Here is an 18,244-nt window from a genome sequence, read left to right on the forward strand (position 1 = left end):
GGTATTGCCACTAAAAAATAGACTGCAGTTAAATGTCCGAAAAGATTCGGTTATTGAAATTTTTAGAATTTTATTTACTGCGAAAACCATGATTGATTGTTTGAAGGGACAATTCTAATGACAAATTTTATATATCACAAGTTTTTTAGATTAGAAATCCCTTATTACCTTAAGATTAAAAAACTGATTGCCTGCCAAACAAGTTCCTTATCACTTTTCCAAGGTAGCCTATTGCAAGGTTTGGCTACCTTGGAAAAGTGAATTTATCCTATCTGAAGCCTGGATAAAATGACAGAATTTTGAAGAATAAAGATTCCTTTTGGTTTTAAGGTTAGCGGATACCTTTGCATCTTACCCATAAAGGCTGTCAGCGCAAAGTTGACAGTTATAATTACAGCTTGTTCTTATCAAAGAATATGGGGAAATCAACAGCTCTCAAACACTTCTTTTTTTCTAGCATTTAATATTTCACGAAACAAGCCAGGTAAAAGGCAAATAAACTTAGCAAAACAGGTTGGAATAAAAACCAACCTGTTTTGCTAGTCTGCTATTCCAAAAATTAAAATTGCTCTATCGTACCGCCAATATTTTCTTTGACGTCTATTATATTAGGATTCCCTTTATACCTCACTCTTCCTCTCGTCGCTGCAGTTCCTTTAAGCGATTCTAAAACCTCAAAACTTCCGCTTGCATTGGTATTGGTCCTGATTTCAGCATTTTTCACTACCAAACCTTCTCCATCAATTTCCGCATTTGTAAATGCATTGTAATCAAGATTATCGGCAGTTCCCTTAACAAACATTTTTGCATTGGTTTCAGCCTCCAAAACCAATCTCTCAGCCTTTACGTCTACTTCCAGGTAGGCATTGCTAGCAACTTTCAAATCAATTGTCTTGTTTTCAATTTGATCCTTAACAAAAACTTTAGCGCCAGAAGACACTTCTATATCGTTTATTTGGACGTAAGTAATAACCACTTTGATAGAACTGGACTTGGGATTGTTTCCAGAGACCTCAAGTTCCAATTCACGCTTGTTGATTTTGGTAGTTACTTGACTAATGTCAATTCCCGAAGCAGTAATGGTAATTTCGTGATTTTCTCCTTTGATAAGTTCTACCTCTATGGCATCACTTACTGCTATTTGATCAAAAGCGTTTAATTCTCTTGTTTCGGTGGTGGTCTGTGCCTTAACAGCAATCACCAATAGCAACATGAATAGGGTTAAAATAGTGTTTTTCATAATTCTAAATCATTAATAAATCAATTCACGCCACCGTACAATTTAAAGGTCATATTCCTTAAGGCGGCATTGGTGGCAGCATAATGCATGGCCTCAGCAATTTCATCTGTTTTAACCCAGTCCCCATAGTCAGCGTCCGGCATGGATGCTCTATTTTGAGGAGTGTCGATGATACTGGGAACAAATACGTGAGACCTTACTTTTAGGTTCGCTGTTTCATTGGCAATAAAATCTGCCAGGTCAATCACCATGCTCTTACTCAAAGCGTATGCCAAAACATCTTTTCCTTCATTCGGCTGTAGGGCTGGTTTCGCACCTACAAATAGAAATGTACCATTGTTCGCTTTTCTCATCAATGGTATAAAATGTTTCACCATATTAAAAGCACTGAAAAAATTCAATCGAATCATTTTTTCTATGTCTTTGCTAGACGTGTCATCTATTCCTCCCATGGCAAAGCCACCTACCAATAAAGCCATGCATTCAAGGCTTCCATATTGAATTTGGTATTCCTTGCTAAAATCCATCACAGATTGTTCGTCTGTAACATCTACTTGGTAGACATCATCAGCATCTTCCACTTCATGATCACTGCCCGGTGAAATAAGAGCTATCACTTTAAACCCTTCCCTCTTAAATTTACTAACAACTGCACTCCCCAAATTCCCTGCACTTCCCGTGATTATAATATTTCTATTCATGCTATTATTTTGTTTGGTTATTATGCGGTATTTTTGTCAGTTAAATAGACAAAACATAAAAGTAAGCTTTATTTTTAAAATAGTAATGGAAACGGGGAAAAGCAATATTGAGGTTAATGAGCGAAGAAAACGAATAATATTTGTTTTGAAGGTACTTGCTTATTTCACTTTTCTTGTGCTTCAAGAAACCATAGAACCGGATAAAAATATATTATTCTCTAAGCTTTACAACATCGTAGATGCATTGGCATTCCTTCTTTCAGGAAATATCCTGGTTTCCCTCGGAAGAATATTTTTGGTCAGATTTTATTTGAGAAAAAAGAAAATCAACTCTCTACACAGTAATTTTGTATTAGGAATTAATAGAATTGCGAGTTTGCTGAATGTGATTATATTTTTAATCGCTATCATGGTCTTCTTCGACATTGATCCAAAAGAATTTCTATCCAGTATCACCATTGTAGCTGCTGCCATTGCACTCCTGTCCAGGGATTATATTATCAATATGCTCAATGGTCTGATTATCATGTTTTCAGATCAAATAACGCTAGGTGACTATATTAAAGTTGGAGAGCATCAAGGGAAAATACAAGACATCACTTTACTGAATATCGTACTTTTAAATGATGACTATGACTTGGTAATGGTTCCCAACAGCCTAATTCTCACTGCCAATGTGGTGAATTACAGTCGACAAAATATAAGAAAGCTTACTTTTGACTTTGAAACCACCAATCACTCGAGATTGAACGTGGATGAAATGGAGAATAAATTAAAGAAAATTATAACGCCCTATAAAGAAGAAGTCCACAGTGGTAGCCTTTCCTTAAAAGCCCTTGATATTCGAAAAGACATTGTTCGGATGAAACTTCAAGTCCAGCTCAACAGCCAATCCAGGGAATCAGAAAAGAAAATTCAACGTATAATCAACCAATCAATAATAAACCTGACAGGTGAAGAAAACAAATGACAACTTCTTTTCGCAAGTTTACCAGGTGGTAAAACTCATCCCCTATGGTAGGGTAACTACCTATGGAGCTATTGCATCTTACCTGGGAAGCAAAGGAAGCGCTAGAATGGTTGGCTGGGCAATGAATGCAGCGCACGGTTTGGAAGATGTCCCAGCACATCGGGTAGTCAATAGAATGGGACTTTTAACTGGTAAAAATCATTTCCCAACACCTGATCTAATGCAAAATCTTCTTGAAAAAGAAGGCATAAATGTCAAAAACGATTCAATCATCGATTTTGACAAATTATTCTGGGATCCAGAATCATCATTGAGCCTTTAAAGCCTTTGAAAGACAATGCATTCACAACCTGTTTTATATATAAAAACTACATTTAATCTAAATAAGCCCTCCGAATATTGATATTAATTCATTTAAATGTGTTTTTCATAATTTTATAGGTGTAATATTATGAATCAGTTAATAAATAATCAACAAATTCACTCAAAACAATACCATTAGCGATTTTATTAGGAAATTAAAATCCTTTATTTTAGTTTTGAACTTCATTTTTCAAAAGACAAAATTCAATTTACAACTATTGTGGCACGATAATGGTTATTTGATGTCTAACCTTTTGAACGGTTTAAATAAAACACTAGTATGCCCTCCACTATTACCGAGCGAAAACCAGTCGTCAAATCAATCAATACGAAAGGGAAATATCTGAAAATCTTTCCTGTAGCGATGTTTGATGAATCTCAACAAATGCTCAAAAGAATTTTTGATGTTACATTGAGTTTAGGTTTAATGGTCTTCGTTTTTTCCTGGCTTTTCCCCTTGATTGGAATCATTATAAAATTGACATCAACTGGCCCAGTATTTTTCCAACAACTAAGACATGGAAAGGACAATGTCCCTTTCTTTTGTTACAAGTTTCGGACAATGTATATCAATGACCAGGCAGATACGCAGCAAGCCACAAAAAATGATCCTAGAATTACCTGGATTGGTAAATTCTTAAGGAAATCAAGTATGGATGAATTGCCTCAGTTTTTAAATGTTATAAAAGGAGAAATGTCAATTGTAGGCCCTCGCCCGCACGCAATGCCGATGAATTATAAATTCTCTGCAGAAATTGACAACTTCATGTATCGTCACACCGTCAAGCCAGGAATTACAGGTTTGGCTCAAGCCAAGGGCTTTAGAGGAGAGACGAAAGATTTCTATGACATCTATTCCAGGTGCAAATTGGATATTTTCTATGTGAACAATTGGTCCCCTATGTTGGACATTAAAATCATAATATGGACGGTTTATTCTTTGCTCTTAGACAAAGGAAAAGCTTATTAAAAAACATCAATTCTTTACATGAGAATTTGTGAAATGACAGGCAGATAAAATCATTTTTCAAAAGTGATTCTTTAAAGTATTCAATAGTTTCCTACTTCAGCACTAAACTTACATTGGTTATCTGAGGGAAAATAACTGTAATGGACAACTATCAAGCTTCTGTATTTTTTCTTCTTACCAACCACAGGCCTAAGAACATTAACAAACCATTCAATATCAGTAATTCAAAGCCGAATTTGTACCCCCAGAACCATGTCTCTGAATTCGAAGAAACGAGAAAAGTGATCAATGGGGCCAATACAGCCAAAAGAGGCACCCACTTATCTTTAACTTTATACTTGGTAAATAACCCAAAGGAATAGAGGCCAAGTAATGGTCCATAGGTATATCCAGCAATAAGGAAAACCGCATTGATTACACTCTGATCGTTTAACCAGCGGAAGGTAAGAATCACTAAAAACATCAAAAAAGTAAAGCCAAGATGAACCATTTTCCTGGTAGAAAGCGCTTTATCCTTGTCAGGATTCTTATCTATTTCCAGAAAATCGTAGCAGAAAGAAGTTGTTAGCGCAGTAAGGGTGGAATCTGCGCTGCTGTAGGCTGCAGCGGTAATACCCAAAACAAAAACAATTCCAGTAAAAGTGGAAAAATAAGAGGTTGCCAATAATGGATACAAATCATCTGTACGTTCAGGCAGGGCGATTTGATTTGTTTCGGCATACATGTACAATAAAACGCCCAAGGCTAAGAAAATCAGATTGACGATTACCAGGATATTGGTAAACCAAAACATGTTCTTCTGTGCATCTTTTAGATTTTTACAAGTCAGGTTTTTCTGCATCATGTCCTGATCCAACCCCGTCATTACAATGACTATAAACATCCCCGAGAAAAATTGTTTGAAAAAATTGGTCCCGCTTTTCCAATCCCAGTTAAATATTTTGGAATAAGGTTGATCTGCCACTTTGACCATTAAATCACCTATTCCTGAAATTCCAAGCTCTTTGGAAACCAAAAAGATGCTGACAAAAACTGCCAGAAGCATGAAGAAAGTTTGCAAAGTATCTGTCCAGACCACTGTCTTAATACCTCCTCTGAATGTATATAGCCAAATTAATGTCACGGTGATCAAGACGGAAACCCAGAAAGGCACCCCCCATTTGTCAAACAAGATTACTTGTAAAACCCCGGCCACTAAAAAAACCCTTATAGAAGATCCCAGAACGCGAGAAAGTATAAAAAAAAAGGCTCCAGTCTTATAAGACCAAAACCCAAACCTTCCTTCCAGATAGGAATAAATTGACACCAAATTAAGCCTATAATAGAGAGGGAGTAAAACCTTTGCTATCACGGCATAACCTACCGTGTAACCCAATACCAATTGGAAATAATAGAAATTACTGTTCCCTACTTCACCAGGAACCGAAATAAAAGTCACCCCCGAAAGGGAAGCTCCAATCATTCCGAATGCCACCAAAAACCATGGGGATTGCCTATCCCCTGTGAAAAACGTATCAGATTTTAAATTTCTTGAAGTAAACCATGAGATTAGGAACAACAATAAAAAATAAGATGTTATGACAATTAATACAAGATTTGAGTCCATAATGCTTTTGGCTAAAGGGCATTAAAATTGGGATAAATTATTAACTTTGCAAAATGAAACCTTTAGAACATTTATTTGAATCCGAAGAAGAATTACTAGTAGAGGAACTGGTTGACCAGGAAGAGCATGATTTGGTGGTTTTTAATGACGACGTTAACACGTTCGATCATGTATCCAAGGTTTTAATTAAGGTTTGCAAACATTCTCAAGAACAAGCAGAACAATGCACGATGATCATTCATTATAAAGGCAAGTGTTCTGTAAAAAAAGGCAGTGTAAGTAAACTTAAACCTATGTGTGAGTCCATCCTCGATGCTGGCATACAGGCTTCAATTTTATAAATTAAACCTTAATTGAATTTCCCTTCCAAATTAATCGAAGATGCTGTATCGGAAATAAGCCGACTTCCAGGTATCGGAAAAAAAACAGCATTACGACTTACTTTGCATCTGCTCAAACAAAAAGAGCCGGTAACGATAGCCCTTACGGATGCGCTAATAAACCTTCGGAAAAACATTCAATACTGTGTGATATGTCATAATATCTCAGACAAATCAGTGTGCAGTATTTGTGAAGGTCACAAACGTGACAGAAGTGTTATTTGCGTTGTAGAGGACCTTCCTGATGTATTGGCAATTGAAAATACCAACCAATACTCAGGGCTTTACCATGTATTAGGAGGAGTGATATCCCCTATTCAAGGAATCGGACCGGACGAATTAAAAATAGAAACATTGTTTAAGCGGATAGATAATCCTTCAAATGATGTACAGGTAAAAGAAATCATTTTAGCCTTACCTGCCACTATGGAGGGAGATACCACCTCATTTTTTATCACGAGAAAATTAAAAGACAAAGGATTAAACATTAGTTCAATTGCCCGAGGAATACCTGTAGGAAGTGAATTGGAATACACTGACGAGATTACACTTGGAAGAAGTATCTTAACACGCATAAAATATTCTGCGGAATAATTTGATGAATTAAAATACCTACCTATATTTGCACTCCGTTTTGGGGGATTAGCTCAGTTGGCTAGAGCGCTACACTGGCAGTGTAGAGGTCATCGGTTCGAATCCGTTATCCTCCACAATAGGTTTACAACTTTAGTTGTAAACCTATTTTTTTTATTTTTGGAACTTTTTCAAGCTATATATAATTATTGTAAGACATTCCACCCATATTTGCGTATGGTTGTAACCATATTATTTTTGTTGTCATCAGCTTTTTTGTTGCTGCACTCTTTTTATAACTAAAATATTTCTCCTTCCAATGGTGATATTTTTTGAGACTCCTGTTTTTTATTGGAAATTTAAATGAAAGATTATGCCTTCTTATCTTAAAAACCAGTTCATTCTATTAATCGTTTTCATTTGCACAACGTTTGCTTCACATGCGCAAGATGATACCCACCAGCTCATAGGGGATCTCACCGCAAGCTCTACGGCTCCTCAATCTGATTTAAACAATGCAATCGACGGATTACAAAACACCTCCTGGGTGTCCAGCAATCCTTTCCCCACAAATTATTACAACAATGCTTATCAGAATTTAATACTACAGTCTAATCGTATTGAACTAAGCAATATTTATCCAGAAACATCAAATTCCTACTCACCAACCATTACATTACCTGCTGAAGCCTTTATTAATTTTTCCTCTCCGGAAGACATTTATTTACTAGGACTAAAAATCAATGGGCTACAGGAAAAGGTTACCATAACCTTCTACGATAGTTTAGGAATCGTTAGCAGCGAAGAATTTTTACCTTCTCAGAATTACAACAATATTCGATTTGAGGTTGACCTGGTCAATATTGAGAAGATAAAACTCAGCAGTAATGCTTCCTTTACCCTAATGAATATTGCCATATTAGAGGACCTACCCAAGGAATTTATCACCCTAGATCTAGGCGATAGCTTCGCTGTAAGTGAGCTTAAAACCAAGCATTGGGCTGGAAACAACAATGCCACTGCTACACAACTTCTTGCTGGAAACCATCCAGACAGTCTTGATTTAATCGCAGCGCTTCAACCAAGTGAGATTGCATTTATTAGCACCTCCTTTGTTGAGCCAATAGTAGCCAGGTATTTTCGTATAGAACACACGGTAATTCCCGAGGATTACAAAAAAGTTACCGTATTTGAGATTGAAGCCTATGGAGACAGTATTGCAGAACCAGACCCTGTAATCCCTGAACCAGACCCTGTGACTACTACCTGGGATCCAGATGCAGGTTTGTACCCTACCTTGTCTAAAGCTGCCACAGTAAATGCAAGTTCATCGGCCAGTAATTCTCAAAATGGGCCTGAGTCAATAATGGACGAAAACAATGCCACCGCCTGGCTTTCTTCCAATCCTCTTCCAGATGCTTACGTTAGTAATTCCCGACAAAATATTTTCCTGAATGAAAATGGAATAGCAGGCAATGGTGCAAGCATGGTCAATGCTACGGATGGAAATCTAGGCAACAACACCCCTTCTCTTACCCTCATAAATGGAGAGGCAACTTTCTCACTAAATTTAACCCCTGTTAGGATACATAGATTAGGCTTACGATTGGTGAACAATCATCTTGAGCCTGTAAATATTCTGGTAAGCAACTTACAGGGCGACACCTTGAGAACCACCTATACAAACACAAATGTAGGCCATGTAAGGTTTCAAATAGAGATGGACGAAGTAAACTCCGTTTCCTTGTCTTCAAGTGCACCTTTTGCTATTCAGGAAATCGCTGCCTATTCAGACCCATTGTCAGAATTCGTAACCTTAGATTTGAATGAGATCAAGCCTGTTTCTCGAATTGCGGCAAAACAATGGAATGGTAACAATACAGCCTTAACTTCTAAACTATGGGTTGGACCAACTCTTGATAGCTTGTCTTTGGTGGCAGAACTTGATCCCAATTCCTTGGACATTCATAATATTGAACTTCCAGAGGGAAACCGAACCAGATTCATTCGGCTGGAACAGCAATTGGTAGACATTAACTATAAAAAAGCCACCGTTCAAGAGTTAACAGTATATGATGAATTCGGGAGCTATGGCCCACCACCTGCTCCAAAACCTCAAACATCAAGTTTTGGCAAACTCTTTGGCGTTAATACAGTATGGGCCTGGGGAACAAAAAAGGTCCCCAACTTACAGGGACCGGATGAAGGAGCTCAGAAATTTATCAGAGCTGCCAGCCAAGCCAGGAATTACCATAACATTCATTGGGATACTGCTGATCCTGACATTACACCATCCTATGGAGGAGAAAATCCAGAAGTATTGCGCCCCTGGACACAGTGGACCAGAGAATACAAAGATTGGATAGACAAAGGGTTTGAAGTGGATGCCACTTTCACCTTTGATAGGTTTTTAGAATCCGTTTGGGACCAACCCTTTGCTTCAGGTTATGGACTTGGACATGCTTTTGCCAGCACTTTTGGACCGAGTCATGAAAACCTTATCCGAACAGTAGAAGTAGGTAATGAGCCTTGGGATTACAGTGACTCTACCTACCGCAAAATTTTGGAAGGAACAGCTCAGGGATTAAAGACCGCTGATCCCATGCTAAAAGTATTGCCTGCCGCACTTCAAGCATCACACCCTATAACCAATGGGGGACAAAAAAATTATATGGGCACCAAACTGCATGAAGCAGCAGCACCTTACCTTGACGGTATTAATTTACACCTCTACAGCTATTATAGAAATACTGAAGGTGATCGAATAGCCGTCCACCCAGAGCATCCAGGATCAGAGATGAGGGCATTGTTTTCAGGATTGCGTTTTAGAGATGCCAATATGCCTGGTAAAGAAGTGCATGTTACCGAATGGGGATGGGATGCCTCTAGTGAAAATGAAACAGCTATCAATACAGAAGCCGTAAGCCCTATTTCACAAGCAGTTTATGCGCTACGTGGCTTGTTCTGGTTAAGCAGAATGGGGGTAGACAAAGCGCATTGGTACTTCTTCTCCAATGTAGACACCCTTGCAGGTATAGACCCGATAAACTATCAGCGATCTGGATTGACCGAATCAGGACACTTTGGTTTCCAGGAAAAACGTGCATTTACAGCTGTTGAAGCCATGCAAAACAGAATGGGAAACCTTTATTTTGAGGACGTGATCAAGGAAGATGATCAGGCATACATTTATCAATTGCGAAATGAAGAAGGAGAATTGACACACCTTGTTGCCTGGAGACCTGTCGCTGGAGATGATTCATTAGCTGTTAATTATCAGCTTCCAGTTGATTTCCCAGCTCAAGATGCCTGGTACTTGTCAGGGATTTCTCCAAATGGAGAAAACGTGACACTTCCTTATGCCAATGGCAAACTTACTTTACCCCTTTCTTCCAAGCCTTTACTGATACAATTGGGGAATTCCATTCAAAATGGAGCAACCATCCCCATGGAAGGGAATTTAAAAATGATAAAGAATGAAGCAGCGGTTGAATTGAGGCTAAGCACAAATGTCCCTTTAAAAAGCCCTGAGGAAATTACGCTTATTAATGAACAAACACCGCTTATGGATCCTTCCATTGACTGGATTCAGGAGTCAGCCCTCCTTTGGAAAGCAGATTTAGCCAGTCTTGACCCTGGAACTTACCATACTCGAGCTGAATTAGGTGTTAATAAGGTGCAAACAAATATGGTGTCAATAGACATCCCTCATAGGTTTGTCCTGTCACCAAATCCAACACAGGGTAAAAGTACCTTAAGGTTAATTCAAGAATTTACAGAAATCACAAAAATAGCTATCATCCGTTTAGACGGCTTGCCAATTAGAACCCTTTACCTACCAGCCTTCTCTTCTACCGAAGACCTGGATTTAAGTGGGTTAAAGGACGGTACTTACTTAATTCAGTTAGAAAACTCGAGTTTTAAAGGCCAACAAAAATTCATTAAACAATAAGATGGTTAAATTGCTAACCTTTCCAGTATGCCATAAGGCGTAGGGCGTGAAGCAGTCCCACTTTGCTGGGCGGGTACAATTCCCACCTGACACGATCTTTGAGCTTATCGAAAGTGCGGCCCCTGAGCCTGTCGAAGGGACCACACCCCTATAAGCCAATAAAGTTGAAACCTCAAATTTGGCTGAACTCAGTTCAATTGTAAAGCAAAAAAGGGCTGGGAGTTTTAAAACTCTCAGCCCTTTTTAATATATGAGTGTATCGTCTGCCCACAGATATGGGAAAAGGAATCTTTACATCACTTTATGTTTCTCAAAAGGAACAGTTCTGTCGAATATATAACGATAAGTATGATGTGTTTTGAAGATCGTTGCGTTTAATTGCTCACAAACCCGCATCATCTTAGGATTAAAGTCCCCTACCCAGTTCATTTCTATGGTCTTATAAGGCAATTTCTTTTCGGCTATATTGTCTCTGTAGTCAGTAGCCATAGCACTTTCCACTCCTTTACCCTGAAATTCCGGCACTACACCAAATACCAAGCCCAGCATTTTATTTGGTGGGTTGAAAGTCTTGTGCCAAAGGAATTTCATTTTACCAATAAAATCCATTTTACCATTGACATATTTAAAAAGCTGGTTGATTTCAGGAATACTAATAAAGAAACAAATCGGCTCTCCCTTAAAGAATCCAAAATAAATGAGATAAGGATCAATGATAGGTTTCATTTTAGAGAGCATTAATTTTGCTTCTCTTACGGAAATGGTTTTTCCCAAATGTCCTGCCCAAGCTTTGTTATAAACAGTCATAAAGTATTCAGGAAATTTCTCCCAAAGCTCATCACCTTTAAGACACCTGAATTCAAAATCCTTGTTTTGTAGTATTTTCAATGACCTTTCCCTAATTCTCGGGTCTACAACTACTCCTCTAACATTTCTGCTATAGGTGAATTGTTTAAAATAAATTTGAAACCCATAGGCTTCAAAAAGCGCTTGATAATAAGGGAAATTCCAATACATATTGTAATTGGCAGGGTAAAATCCATCTACCAATAAACCCCACCATTTGTCCCGTTCACCAAAATTAACCGGTCCATCCATGGCTTCCATGCCCTCAGCTTCCAGCCATTCTCGCGCCACGTCAAACAACATAAAAGCTGCTTTTTGGTCATTTATACATTCGAAAAACCCCATTCCTCCCGTTGGGATTTTCTCTTTCCACTTGGGATTGATAAAGGCAGCATTTCTGCCAATGGTTTTGCCCTGATCATCTATCAATAACCAACGAATGGATTTCCCTCCACTTTTATACAGTTTGTTGGTTTCTGGATGAAAAAGGTCCTCGATATCTTTGTCCAGGGGTCTGATCCAGTTTTTCTCGTTCTGGTACAGCCTCACTGCCATTTGAAAAAATTCTTTTTGATGTGCTGAGGTAGTGACTTCCTGTAAATACATGGGTATAAATTCTGCTTTTTTATAAATAAATAAAATGGTAATTAAAACATTAAGGACTTAAATGACTTCTCCGTAAAGGTCAAATTCTGTCGCTTCAGTAATCCTCACATTTACAAAGTCTCCTAGCCTACAGTAATACTTACTAGCATCTATCAATACTTCATTGTCCACTTCTACAGAATCATAAGCTGTACGCCCTACAAACTTGCCATTTTCTTTCTTATCAATAAGAACTTTGTATTCCTTCCCAATTTTCTCTTGGTTAAGTTCAAAAGAAATCTGTTCCTGTATCTCCATCAAACGATTGGCTCTTTCCTGCTTTACTTCCTGAGGAACACTGTCTTCCAAACCGTAAGCATGGGTATCCTCTTCATGAGAATAAGTAAAAACACCTAAGCGTTCAAAACGCATGCGCTCTACAAAGTCCACCATTTCTTCAAACTCCGCTTCTCCTTCGCCTGGATGACCAGTGATAAGTGTAGTCCTTATCGCAATGTCAGGGATTTTATTTCTGATTTCGTTGATCAGTGCCTCTTGTTTTTCACGGGTTGTTCCTCTTTTCATGGTTTTCAACACCTCTGAAGAACCATGTTGCAAAGGAATATCCAGGTAATTACAAATATTGTCCCTTTCCGCCATCACTTCCAGCACATCCATCGGAAAACCTGTAGGGTAAGCATAATGTAACCTTATCCACTCTAATCCTTCTACATCAGAAAGTGCGCGTAAAAGATCTGCAAGTCTTCGTTTTTTATAAAGATCCAAACCGTAATAGGTAGAATCCTGGGCGATCAAAAGAATTTCTTTGGTTCCACCAGCTACTTTGTGCTTGGCCTCTTTCACTAATTCCTCTATTGGACGGGAAACGTGCCCACCTCTCATTAATGGAATGGCACAAAAGGCACATGGTCTGTCGCAGCCTTCGGAGATCTTCATGTAGGCATAATGCGAAGCATGGCTAAGTAGACGTTCACCTACCAACTCATGCTTATAGTCCGCCTTAAATTTCTTCAATAATGCCGGAAGCTCTCTGGTTCCAAAAAAGGCATCCACCTGAGGGATTTCCAACTCCAAATCATCCTTATACCTTTGAGAAAGGCATCCTGTGACATATACTTTGTCCACCAAGCCCTGATCCTTTGCAGCAGCATACTCTAAAATGGTATTGATAGATTCCTGCTTGGCATTGTCTATAAATCCACAAGTATTGATAATTACTATATTATTGTCCTCAGCATTTGATTCATGCCGGGCATCAATACCATTTCCTTTTAGTTGGCTAAGCAACACTTCAGAATCCACAAGGTTTTTGGAACAACCCATGGTGATGATATTGACTTTATCTTTTTTTAAGGTTCGTGCTTTCATATCTTCCTGCAAAAGTACAAAATTACGCTGACAACCATTCTATACATCTCGCCTTTAGCGCAATGTTATTGAATTATTAAAGACTGAAATATTATGTAAAGAATCCTTAATCTCTGTTCGTCTTTATTAAAACGGGAAAAGCCTACTTTTGAATAAGTAATACAGCGACAATTTTTTTATTACTCCTTGTAATTTTTTAAAAAGGCCACGATACAAATCGAGGCCTTTTTCTTTTTGTACCAAGTATCCGCCAGAGAAACCCAATTTACTTGCTACCTTAAATTCGCAAACCTTCCAGGTTTTGCGGATAACCAGCCTGATGTTAAAATTAGCCGAGTGAAACCTGAAAGGTTTTATCTCGATAGGAACCAATTGATTAAAGAAGTCTACGGATTTAAGGTACTATCCATCCGAAATATTGAGGTAAAAAGCCGATATTTACTGAAATACTATTAAAATACTGAAATGGCTGGACAGGTAGAAAGAAAACAAACGATACAGGAAGAGTTTGCTAACACGGTCACGCACCTGATTGGTATTCTTTTTAGCATTGTTGCCATATCTCTTTTGGTCGTTTTTTCTGTTTTAAATGGCACTGCCTTACATGTGGTCAGTTGCTGTATCTTTGGCGCCACCATGTTATTGCTTTATACCTCCTCAACCCTCTACCATGCCATACAGTCCAATGAACTAAAGCCCCTTTTGCGAAGCATTGATCACATTAGTATTTACTTTTTGATATCTGGCACCTATACCCCATTTTTATTGATTGGCTTAGGTGGCACCTTGGGATGGGTTTATTTCGGAATTGTATGGACCATCACCCTATTGGGTTTGGTATTTAAAATATTCTTTATCGGCAGGTTTGAAAAATTATCACTTATCCTGTACCTGGGAATGGGCTGGATGGCCTTGCTTCTTATAAAGCCATTGGTGGCCAACCTGAGTACAGAAATCATTTACCTGATTGCAGCTGGTGGTTTGGCTTATACCATAGGCACTGTTTTTTATGCCAATAAAAAAATGCTTTACGCCCACGCCATCTGGCATGTTTTTGTTCTTGCTGGTACGGTTTTACATTTCATTGCCATACTGTTTATGATTACCTAGAAGATTTCAGCGCCCAACAAAGCTGTCGGAGTTTCAAAACAAATAATGGGCAGAAATGATCACTTATCCACATAAGTTGGCATTTAAGATAAATAATAACCCGAATATGTAACAAAGATCACTGTCTTTGGCCCAATCTATGTGTAGCTTTATAGTTGAACCAATAAATGAAACAGCTATGAAATATTATATGAACAAAACACTCGAAGCACAATCCTTTTCAGGAGTAAAAGAAAAGGTAACTGCAGCCCTAAAAGAACAAGGGTTTGGTGTGCTTACGGAAATAGATATTCAAGCTACCATGAAAAAGAAATTGGACAAGGATTATTTACCGACCGTGATATTAGGTGCTTGTAATCCTGGTTTTGCAGACAAAGTGTTGACCATAGACCCAAATATGTCTGCCATGTTGCCTTGTAATGTAACGATAAGAGAACTTGAAAATGGCAAAATAGAGGTCTCAGCCATCGATCCTGAGGCCGCCATGGTTCCGGTAGGAAAAGAGGAAATCAAACCCCTGGCCAAAGAGGTTAAAGAAAAGTTGGCTAAAGCGATTGAAGCTATAAAATAAAAATAAAGGAGATTTCTATTATCAGAAATCTCCTTCTCTTTCTCTTTATACGGTCATTTATTTTTCAAAAACCAAAGCCTCGGGACTTGCTCCTAATTCTTTTAGAGCGCTATTGACCGCTTTTATAAACCCCTCAGGACCACATACGTAAAAGTTCTGGTGCTTGAAATCGTTGATATTCTCCTTAAGGTAATCTTTGTCAATTCTTCCGCGGTCGTATGCACTGTCTTTCTGATGCTCGATGATATTTTGAAATTTATGTCCTAAAATGGACTTCAATTCTTCAAAAAGGATGATATCATCATTGGTTTTATTGGCAAATAGCAATTGGTTTTTGCCAATCTGATTTTTTTGTCGCAAGTCTCGAAAAATGGAAATAAATGGGGTTATTCCAGCGCCCCCTGCCAAAAATACGCCATCACCCTTGTAGGAAATGGCTCCCCAGGCATCCCCTATTTCCACTTTATCTCCCACTTGAGCATTAGCTAACCTTTTGGTCACCCCTTCATGATCTTCGTAAGTTTTAATGGTGAACTCTAAAAAATCGTCTTTGGGAAGGTTTGTAAAGGAGAATGGTCGCTTTACATCCTCCCAACCTTCTTTCAATAAACTCAATTCAGTGGCTTGCCCTGGCACAAAAGAATAACCTTTGGGTTTTTCTATTTTGAAAGCAAAGGTATCGTGCGTGACTGAACTTTTATCTAAAATACTTAATTGATAAGGCTCCATAGGACTTTAGGTTTTATGGTTAATAAACTGTTCAATTAACCACAAACATTAATCCAGAATCTATTTTAGTATTAATTTTATTAAAAATTAGCTTTATTTTATTATTCAACCTAATAAATTAGTAAACAAAATCATCTAATTCTATGGCATCTCCTCCAGATTCGTAAGCAAAAAAGTCCCACAAAGCTTCTAAATCAAGGCCATTTGAAACTACATTTTCTTGTTCTGAGAAAGGCTGTAATGCAAATGGCTCCATTCCTTTTCCAACCTCTTGGAAAGCAAAATCCTGAATGGTCAAATCGTTTACCAGAAGCAAATATACAAATGGGAGAAGCCAGCATTTTTTCCAGTTCATGATTCCTAAAATTTAATCTAGTTGAATTTCGATCTATTTCTTCTTAAAAATTGACCCTAAAGAAGCAGGTTTACCTTTCTATTTCATCTTAAGTTCAAACTATATACGAACAGTTAACCTTTAATGGATTAAGGTGATTTTCCTTTACACAAACTATTATGGACAATCTGAAAGTTTTGATTGTGATTGTCTTTCTTAGCCCTTAATTTAACCCGAAATTAAAATACTTGAGATGACCATTTTATTTACCATCCTGCTCCATTGGTTCACAGTTTTGCCATTGCCTATTTCAAAAACGACCACCGATTCCATCAAAATCACAGATTTTACGAAAGCCTTTGAAGATTTAAATACCTTGCCAGCTTCCTTTTTGGTAACCAATAATATCTCTTACAATGCAGAAGGAGGCCACCTTCAAGGCATCCAGCTATACAAAGACCATACTGCTTACCTAAGCGGAAGCTCAGAAGACTTGAGTTATATGGTAAAAATGGAACTGGGGGAACAATCCAAGGTTGTATCTATCGATACACTGATGAAGGCTCCACTACGCCATGCCGGTGGATTCCAAATTTTTGATCAGTACCTGGCTGTTGGCATTGAAGACAATAAAAAAAGGAACCTTGCATATCTACAAGTGTATAACTTAGAAGCGGAAAACCCCTTTGATAAACCCATCTATACCATAGAACGAAAAGGGGATTACGAACGGGTTACAGCAGGAGCAGTGGGCATTACTGCTTTTCAAGGTCAAGTATTGATTTTGGTTGCCAACTGGGACAGTCGGGTCCTGGACTTTTATTCCTGTCCTGAGCAGGATTTTTATGCTGGAAAAGGAAAATTCACTTTCAAAAGTGCTATAGAAGTAAAAGGCCCATCCAGAACTAAATGGTCCGATCCATACTGGTTATCTTATCAAAACTTGAATTTGTTTTCGGACCAGAAAGACCAACTGTACATGGTTGGTACCGCCAAGAATGATGAAGGAGAACAAGTTGCAGACTTATTTCACCTTCAACTAGCGTCCTCATCCGCTAAAATCACCAAAATAAATTCTAAGGTATTTGACACCAACACTTCGGTAGACTTTAAAGCCGCTGCGGGTTTAAATATTGCTGTATCTGGCAGTCTGATATTGGCGGCAGCTCCTTATCATTTGGAAAAGAATACCACCATCAATTTATTCACCACTTCTGCCCCAAAATCCACAACCTGGAAAACAATACAGGAGTGGCCTTCTCCGGATGCCCGACAAGCAGCAGCAGCTACTGAACAACATGTCTTTGCGATAAACAATCATTCTATTAGTAAATACAACAGGTCTTCGGGTGAATTAATCGCTTCCAAAAGCTACCCAAACACCAAACATTTGAACAGTGGATTCCTGAGTGAAGGCCTTCTCTATTGTGCCCACTCCAACTATCCAAACCAGCCAGACAGCAGTAGTATTCGCCTAATTGACCCCAAAACACTCGCATTAAAACAAACGATAAATCTGGGGAAAAGTGAAGGTAGCCTTACCTGGATTGTTAAAAACAAGGGCCATTGGTATGCACTCTTCGCTTATTATGGTGAAAACAATCACCTCACTTATCTAGCCAGAATGAATGATAATTGGGAGATTTTACAAAAATGGACCTTTCCCGAATCAGTAATTGAGGAGATGGGTAAAATGAGCATTTCTGGAGGGGTGGCTTGGAAAGAAGGTTTTTTAGTCACAGGCCACGATGAAAAAATATTGTATTATGTTACCCTACCTAAAAACGGCGAAATTTTAAACTTCATGCAACAATATGAAGCACCATTTACAGGCCAGGGAATTGCATTGGATCCTTTTACTGGTGGACTTATTGGAATAAACAGGGCTGACAAAAAAGTGATTGCTGCCCAATTTCGCCCTTAAT

Annotated in this window: 16 protein-coding genes and 1 tRNA gene; 10 read left to right on the top strand and 7 right to left on the bottom strand. The window is 38.3% G+C overall.

Features of this window, described 5'->3' with window-relative positions:
- Positions 1-559: 559 nt before the first annotated feature.
- A complete protein-coding gene (locus ADICYQ_RS17405) occupies positions 560-1,240 on the bottom strand; it encodes a head GIN domain-containing protein (RefSeq protein WP_040416915.1) in 681 nt (226 codons plus the stop codon).
- 20 nt (positions 1,241-1,260) lie between these two features.
- Positions 1,261-1,941: an SDR family NAD(P)-dependent oxidoreductase gene (locus ADICYQ_RS17410; protein ID WP_020891112.1), complete on the bottom strand. Its 681-nt coding sequence runs from the start codon at positions 1,939-1,941 to the stop codon at positions 1,261-1,263.
- A gap of 85 nt (positions 1,942-2,026) precedes the next feature.
- Here ADICYQ_RS17410 and ADICYQ_RS17415 point away from each other — a divergent pair, with 85 nt between their 5' ends.
- The 3 genes from ADICYQ_RS17415 (at position 2,027) to ADICYQ_RS17425 (ending at position 4,244) form a co-directional block, all read left to right on the top strand.
- The gene (locus tag ADICYQ_RS17415; RefSeq protein WP_020891113.1) at positions 2,027-2,911 is read left to right on the top strand and encodes a mechanosensitive ion channel family protein; all 885 of its coding nucleotides are present in this window, start codon (positions 2,027-2,029) and stop codon (positions 2,909-2,911) included.
- Positions 2,895-3,233, top strand: a complete 339-nt coding sequence (locus ADICYQ_RS17420) for an MGMT family protein (RefSeq protein WP_040416918.1) — start codon at positions 2,895-2,897, stop codon at positions 3,231-3,233. Before ADICYQ_RS17415 ends, ADICYQ_RS17420 begins: the two co-directional genes overlap by 17 nt.
- 321 nt (positions 3,234-3,554) lie before the next feature.
- Positions 3,555-4,244, top strand: coding sequence for a sugar transferase (locus ADICYQ_RS17425; RefSeq protein WP_020891115.1), 690 nt, complete (start codon positions 3,555-3,557; stop codon positions 4,242-4,244).
- Between the two features lie 151 nt (positions 4,245-4,395).
- Here the strand turns inward: ADICYQ_RS17425 and ADICYQ_RS17430 are convergent, their stop codons facing one another.
- A complete protein-coding gene (locus ADICYQ_RS17430) occupies positions 4,396-5,850 on the bottom strand; it encodes a sodium:solute symporter (RefSeq protein ID WP_020891116.1) in 1,455 nt (484 codons plus the stop codon).
- Between the two features lie 53 nt (positions 5,851-5,903).
- On the opposite strand from ADICYQ_RS17430, the gene ADICYQ_RS17435 reads away from it, so the two are divergent.
- The 4 genes from ADICYQ_RS17435 (at position 5,904) to ADICYQ_RS17450 (ending at position 10,755) form a co-directional block, all read left to right on the top strand.
- The gene (locus ADICYQ_RS17435; RefSeq protein ID WP_020891117.1) at positions 5,904-6,191 is read left to right on the top strand and encodes an ATP-dependent Clp protease adaptor ClpS; all 288 of its coding nucleotides are present in this window, start codon (positions 5,904-5,906) and stop codon (positions 6,189-6,191) included.
- Between the two features lie 12 nt (positions 6,192-6,203).
- On the top strand, positions 6,204-6,824 hold the full coding sequence (recR, locus tag ADICYQ_RS17440; protein ID WP_020891118.1) for a recombination mediator RecR: 621 nt from the start codon (positions 6,204-6,206) through the stop codon (positions 6,822-6,824).
- A gap of 42 nt (positions 6,825-6,866) precedes the next feature.
- A tRNA-Ala gene (locus ADICYQ_RS17445) sits at positions 6,867-6,940 on the top strand.
- Between the two features lie 236 nt (positions 6,941-7,176).
- The gene (locus ADICYQ_RS17450) at positions 7,177-10,755 is read left to right on the top strand and encodes a T9SS type A sorting domain-containing protein (protein WP_040416920.1); all 3,579 of its coding nucleotides are present in this window, start codon (positions 7,177-7,179) and stop codon (positions 10,753-10,755) included.
- A gap of 291 nt (positions 10,756-11,046) precedes the next feature.
- On the opposite strand, the gene ADICYQ_RS17455 is transcribed toward ADICYQ_RS17450, so the two are convergent.
- Together ADICYQ_RS17455 and rimO are read right to left on the bottom strand one after the other, a co-directional pair.
- Positions 11,047-12,207, bottom strand: coding sequence for a hypothetical protein (locus ADICYQ_RS17455; protein ID WP_020891120.1), 1,161 nt, complete (start codon positions 12,205-12,207; stop codon positions 11,047-11,049).
- Positions 12,208-12,264: 57 nt separating this feature from the next.
- Complete coding sequence (gene rimO / locus ADICYQ_RS17460; protein WP_020891121.1) at positions 12,265-13,575, bottom strand: 30S ribosomal protein S12 methylthiotransferase RimO; 1,311 nt, start codon at positions 13,573-13,575, stop codon at positions 12,265-12,267.
- A 465-nt stretch (positions 13,576-14,040) separates the two neighbouring features.
- Here rimO and trhA point away from each other — a divergent pair, with 465 nt between their 5' ends.
- Positions 14,041-14,685: a PAQR family membrane homeostasis protein TrhA gene (gene trhA / locus ADICYQ_RS17470; RefSeq protein ID WP_020891123.1), complete on the top strand. Its 645-nt coding sequence runs from the start codon at positions 14,041-14,043 to the stop codon at positions 14,683-14,685.
- 178 nt (positions 14,686-14,863) lie between these two features.
- Complete coding sequence (locus ADICYQ_RS17475; RefSeq protein WP_040416925.1) at positions 14,864-15,256, top strand: DUF302 domain-containing protein; 393 nt, start codon at positions 14,864-14,866, stop codon at positions 15,254-15,256.
- Between the two features lie 57 nt (positions 15,257-15,313).
- On the opposite strand, the gene ADICYQ_RS17480 is transcribed toward ADICYQ_RS17475, so the two are convergent.
- Both ADICYQ_RS17480 and ADICYQ_RS17485 read right to left on the bottom strand, forming a co-directional pair.
- Complete coding sequence (locus ADICYQ_RS17480) at positions 15,314-15,985, bottom strand: FAD-binding oxidoreductase (protein ID WP_020891125.1); 672 nt, start codon at positions 15,983-15,985, stop codon at positions 15,314-15,316.
- Positions 15,986-16,103: 118 nt separating this feature from the next.
- The gene (locus ADICYQ_RS17485; RefSeq protein WP_020891126.1) at positions 16,104-16,340 is read right to left on the bottom strand and encodes a hypothetical protein; all 237 of its coding nucleotides are present in this window, start codon (positions 16,338-16,340) and stop codon (positions 16,104-16,106) included.
- A gap of 232 nt (positions 16,341-16,572) precedes the next feature.
- Between ADICYQ_RS17485 and ADICYQ_RS26225 the strand changes: the two genes are divergently transcribed.
- On the top strand, positions 16,573-18,243 hold the full coding sequence (locus ADICYQ_RS26225; protein ID WP_020891127.1) for a hypothetical protein: 1,671 nt from the start codon (positions 16,573-16,575) through the stop codon (positions 18,241-18,243).
- Position 18,244: the final 1 nt, after the last annotated feature.

Origin of the sequence: Cyclobacterium qasimii M12-11B, from assembly GCF_000427295.1 — a bacterium.
Lineage (GTDB): Bacteria > Bacteroidota > Bacteroidia > Cytophagales > Cyclobacteriaceae > Cyclobacterium > Cyclobacterium qasimii.

What these genes read in the sequence shown, in the direction of transcription:
- ADICYQ_RS17425 (WP_020891115.1), top strand. Translation starts at nt 3,555, where the DNA reads ATGCCCTCCACTATTACCGAGCGAAAACCAGTCGTCAAATCAATCAAT.
- ADICYQ_RS17480 (WP_020891125.1), bottom strand. Translation starts at nt 15,985, where the DNA reads ATGGAGCCTTATCAATTAAGTATTTTAGATAAAAGTTCAGTCACGCAC.
- ADICYQ_RS26225 (WP_020891127.1), top strand. Translation starts at nt 16,573, where the DNA reads ATGACCATTTTATTTACCATCCTGCTCCATTGGTTCACAGTTTTGCCA.
- ADICYQ_RS17475 (WP_040416925.1), top strand. Translation starts at nt 14,864, where the DNA reads ATGAAATATTATATGAACAAAACACTCGAAGCACAATCCTTTTCAGGA.
- ADICYQ_RS17435 (WP_020891117.1), top strand. Translation starts at nt 5,904, where the DNA reads ATGAAACCTTTAGAACATTTATTTGAATCCGAAGAAGAATTACTAGTA.
- ADICYQ_RS17410 (WP_020891112.1), bottom strand. Translation starts at nt 1,941, where the DNA reads ATGAATAGAAATATTATAATCACGGGAAGTGCAGGGAATTTGGGGAGT.
- ADICYQ_RS17450 (WP_040416920.1), top strand. Translation starts at nt 7,177, where the DNA reads ATGCCTTCTTATCTTAAAAACCAGTTCATTCTATTAATCGTTTTCATT.
- ADICYQ_RS17405 (WP_040416915.1), bottom strand. Translation starts at nt 1,240, where the DNA reads ATGAAAAACACTATTTTAACCCTATTCATGTTGCTATTGGTGATTGCT.
- rimO (WP_020891121.1), bottom strand. Translation starts at nt 13,575, where the DNA reads ATGAAAGCACGAACCTTAAAAAAAGATAAAGTCAATATCATCACCATG.
- trhA (WP_020891123.1), top strand. Translation starts at nt 14,041, where the DNA reads ATGGCTGGACAGGTAGAAAGAAAACAAACGATACAGGAAGAGTTTGCT.
- ADICYQ_RS17485 (WP_020891126.1), bottom strand. Translation starts at nt 16,340, where the DNA reads ATGAACTGGAAAAAATGCTGGCTTCTCCCATTTGTATATTTGCTTCTG.
- ADICYQ_RS17430 (WP_020891116.1), bottom strand. Translation starts at nt 5,850, where the DNA reads ATGGACTCAAATCTTGTATTAATTGTCATAACATCTTATTTTTTATTG.
- ADICYQ_RS17415 (WP_020891113.1), top strand. Translation starts at nt 2,027, where the DNA reads ATGGAAACGGGGAAAAGCAATATTGAGGTTAATGAGCGAAGAAAACGA.
- ADICYQ_RS17455 (WP_020891120.1), bottom strand. Translation starts at nt 12,207, where the DNA reads ATGTATTTACAGGAAGTCACTACCTCAGCACATCAAAAAGAATTTTTT.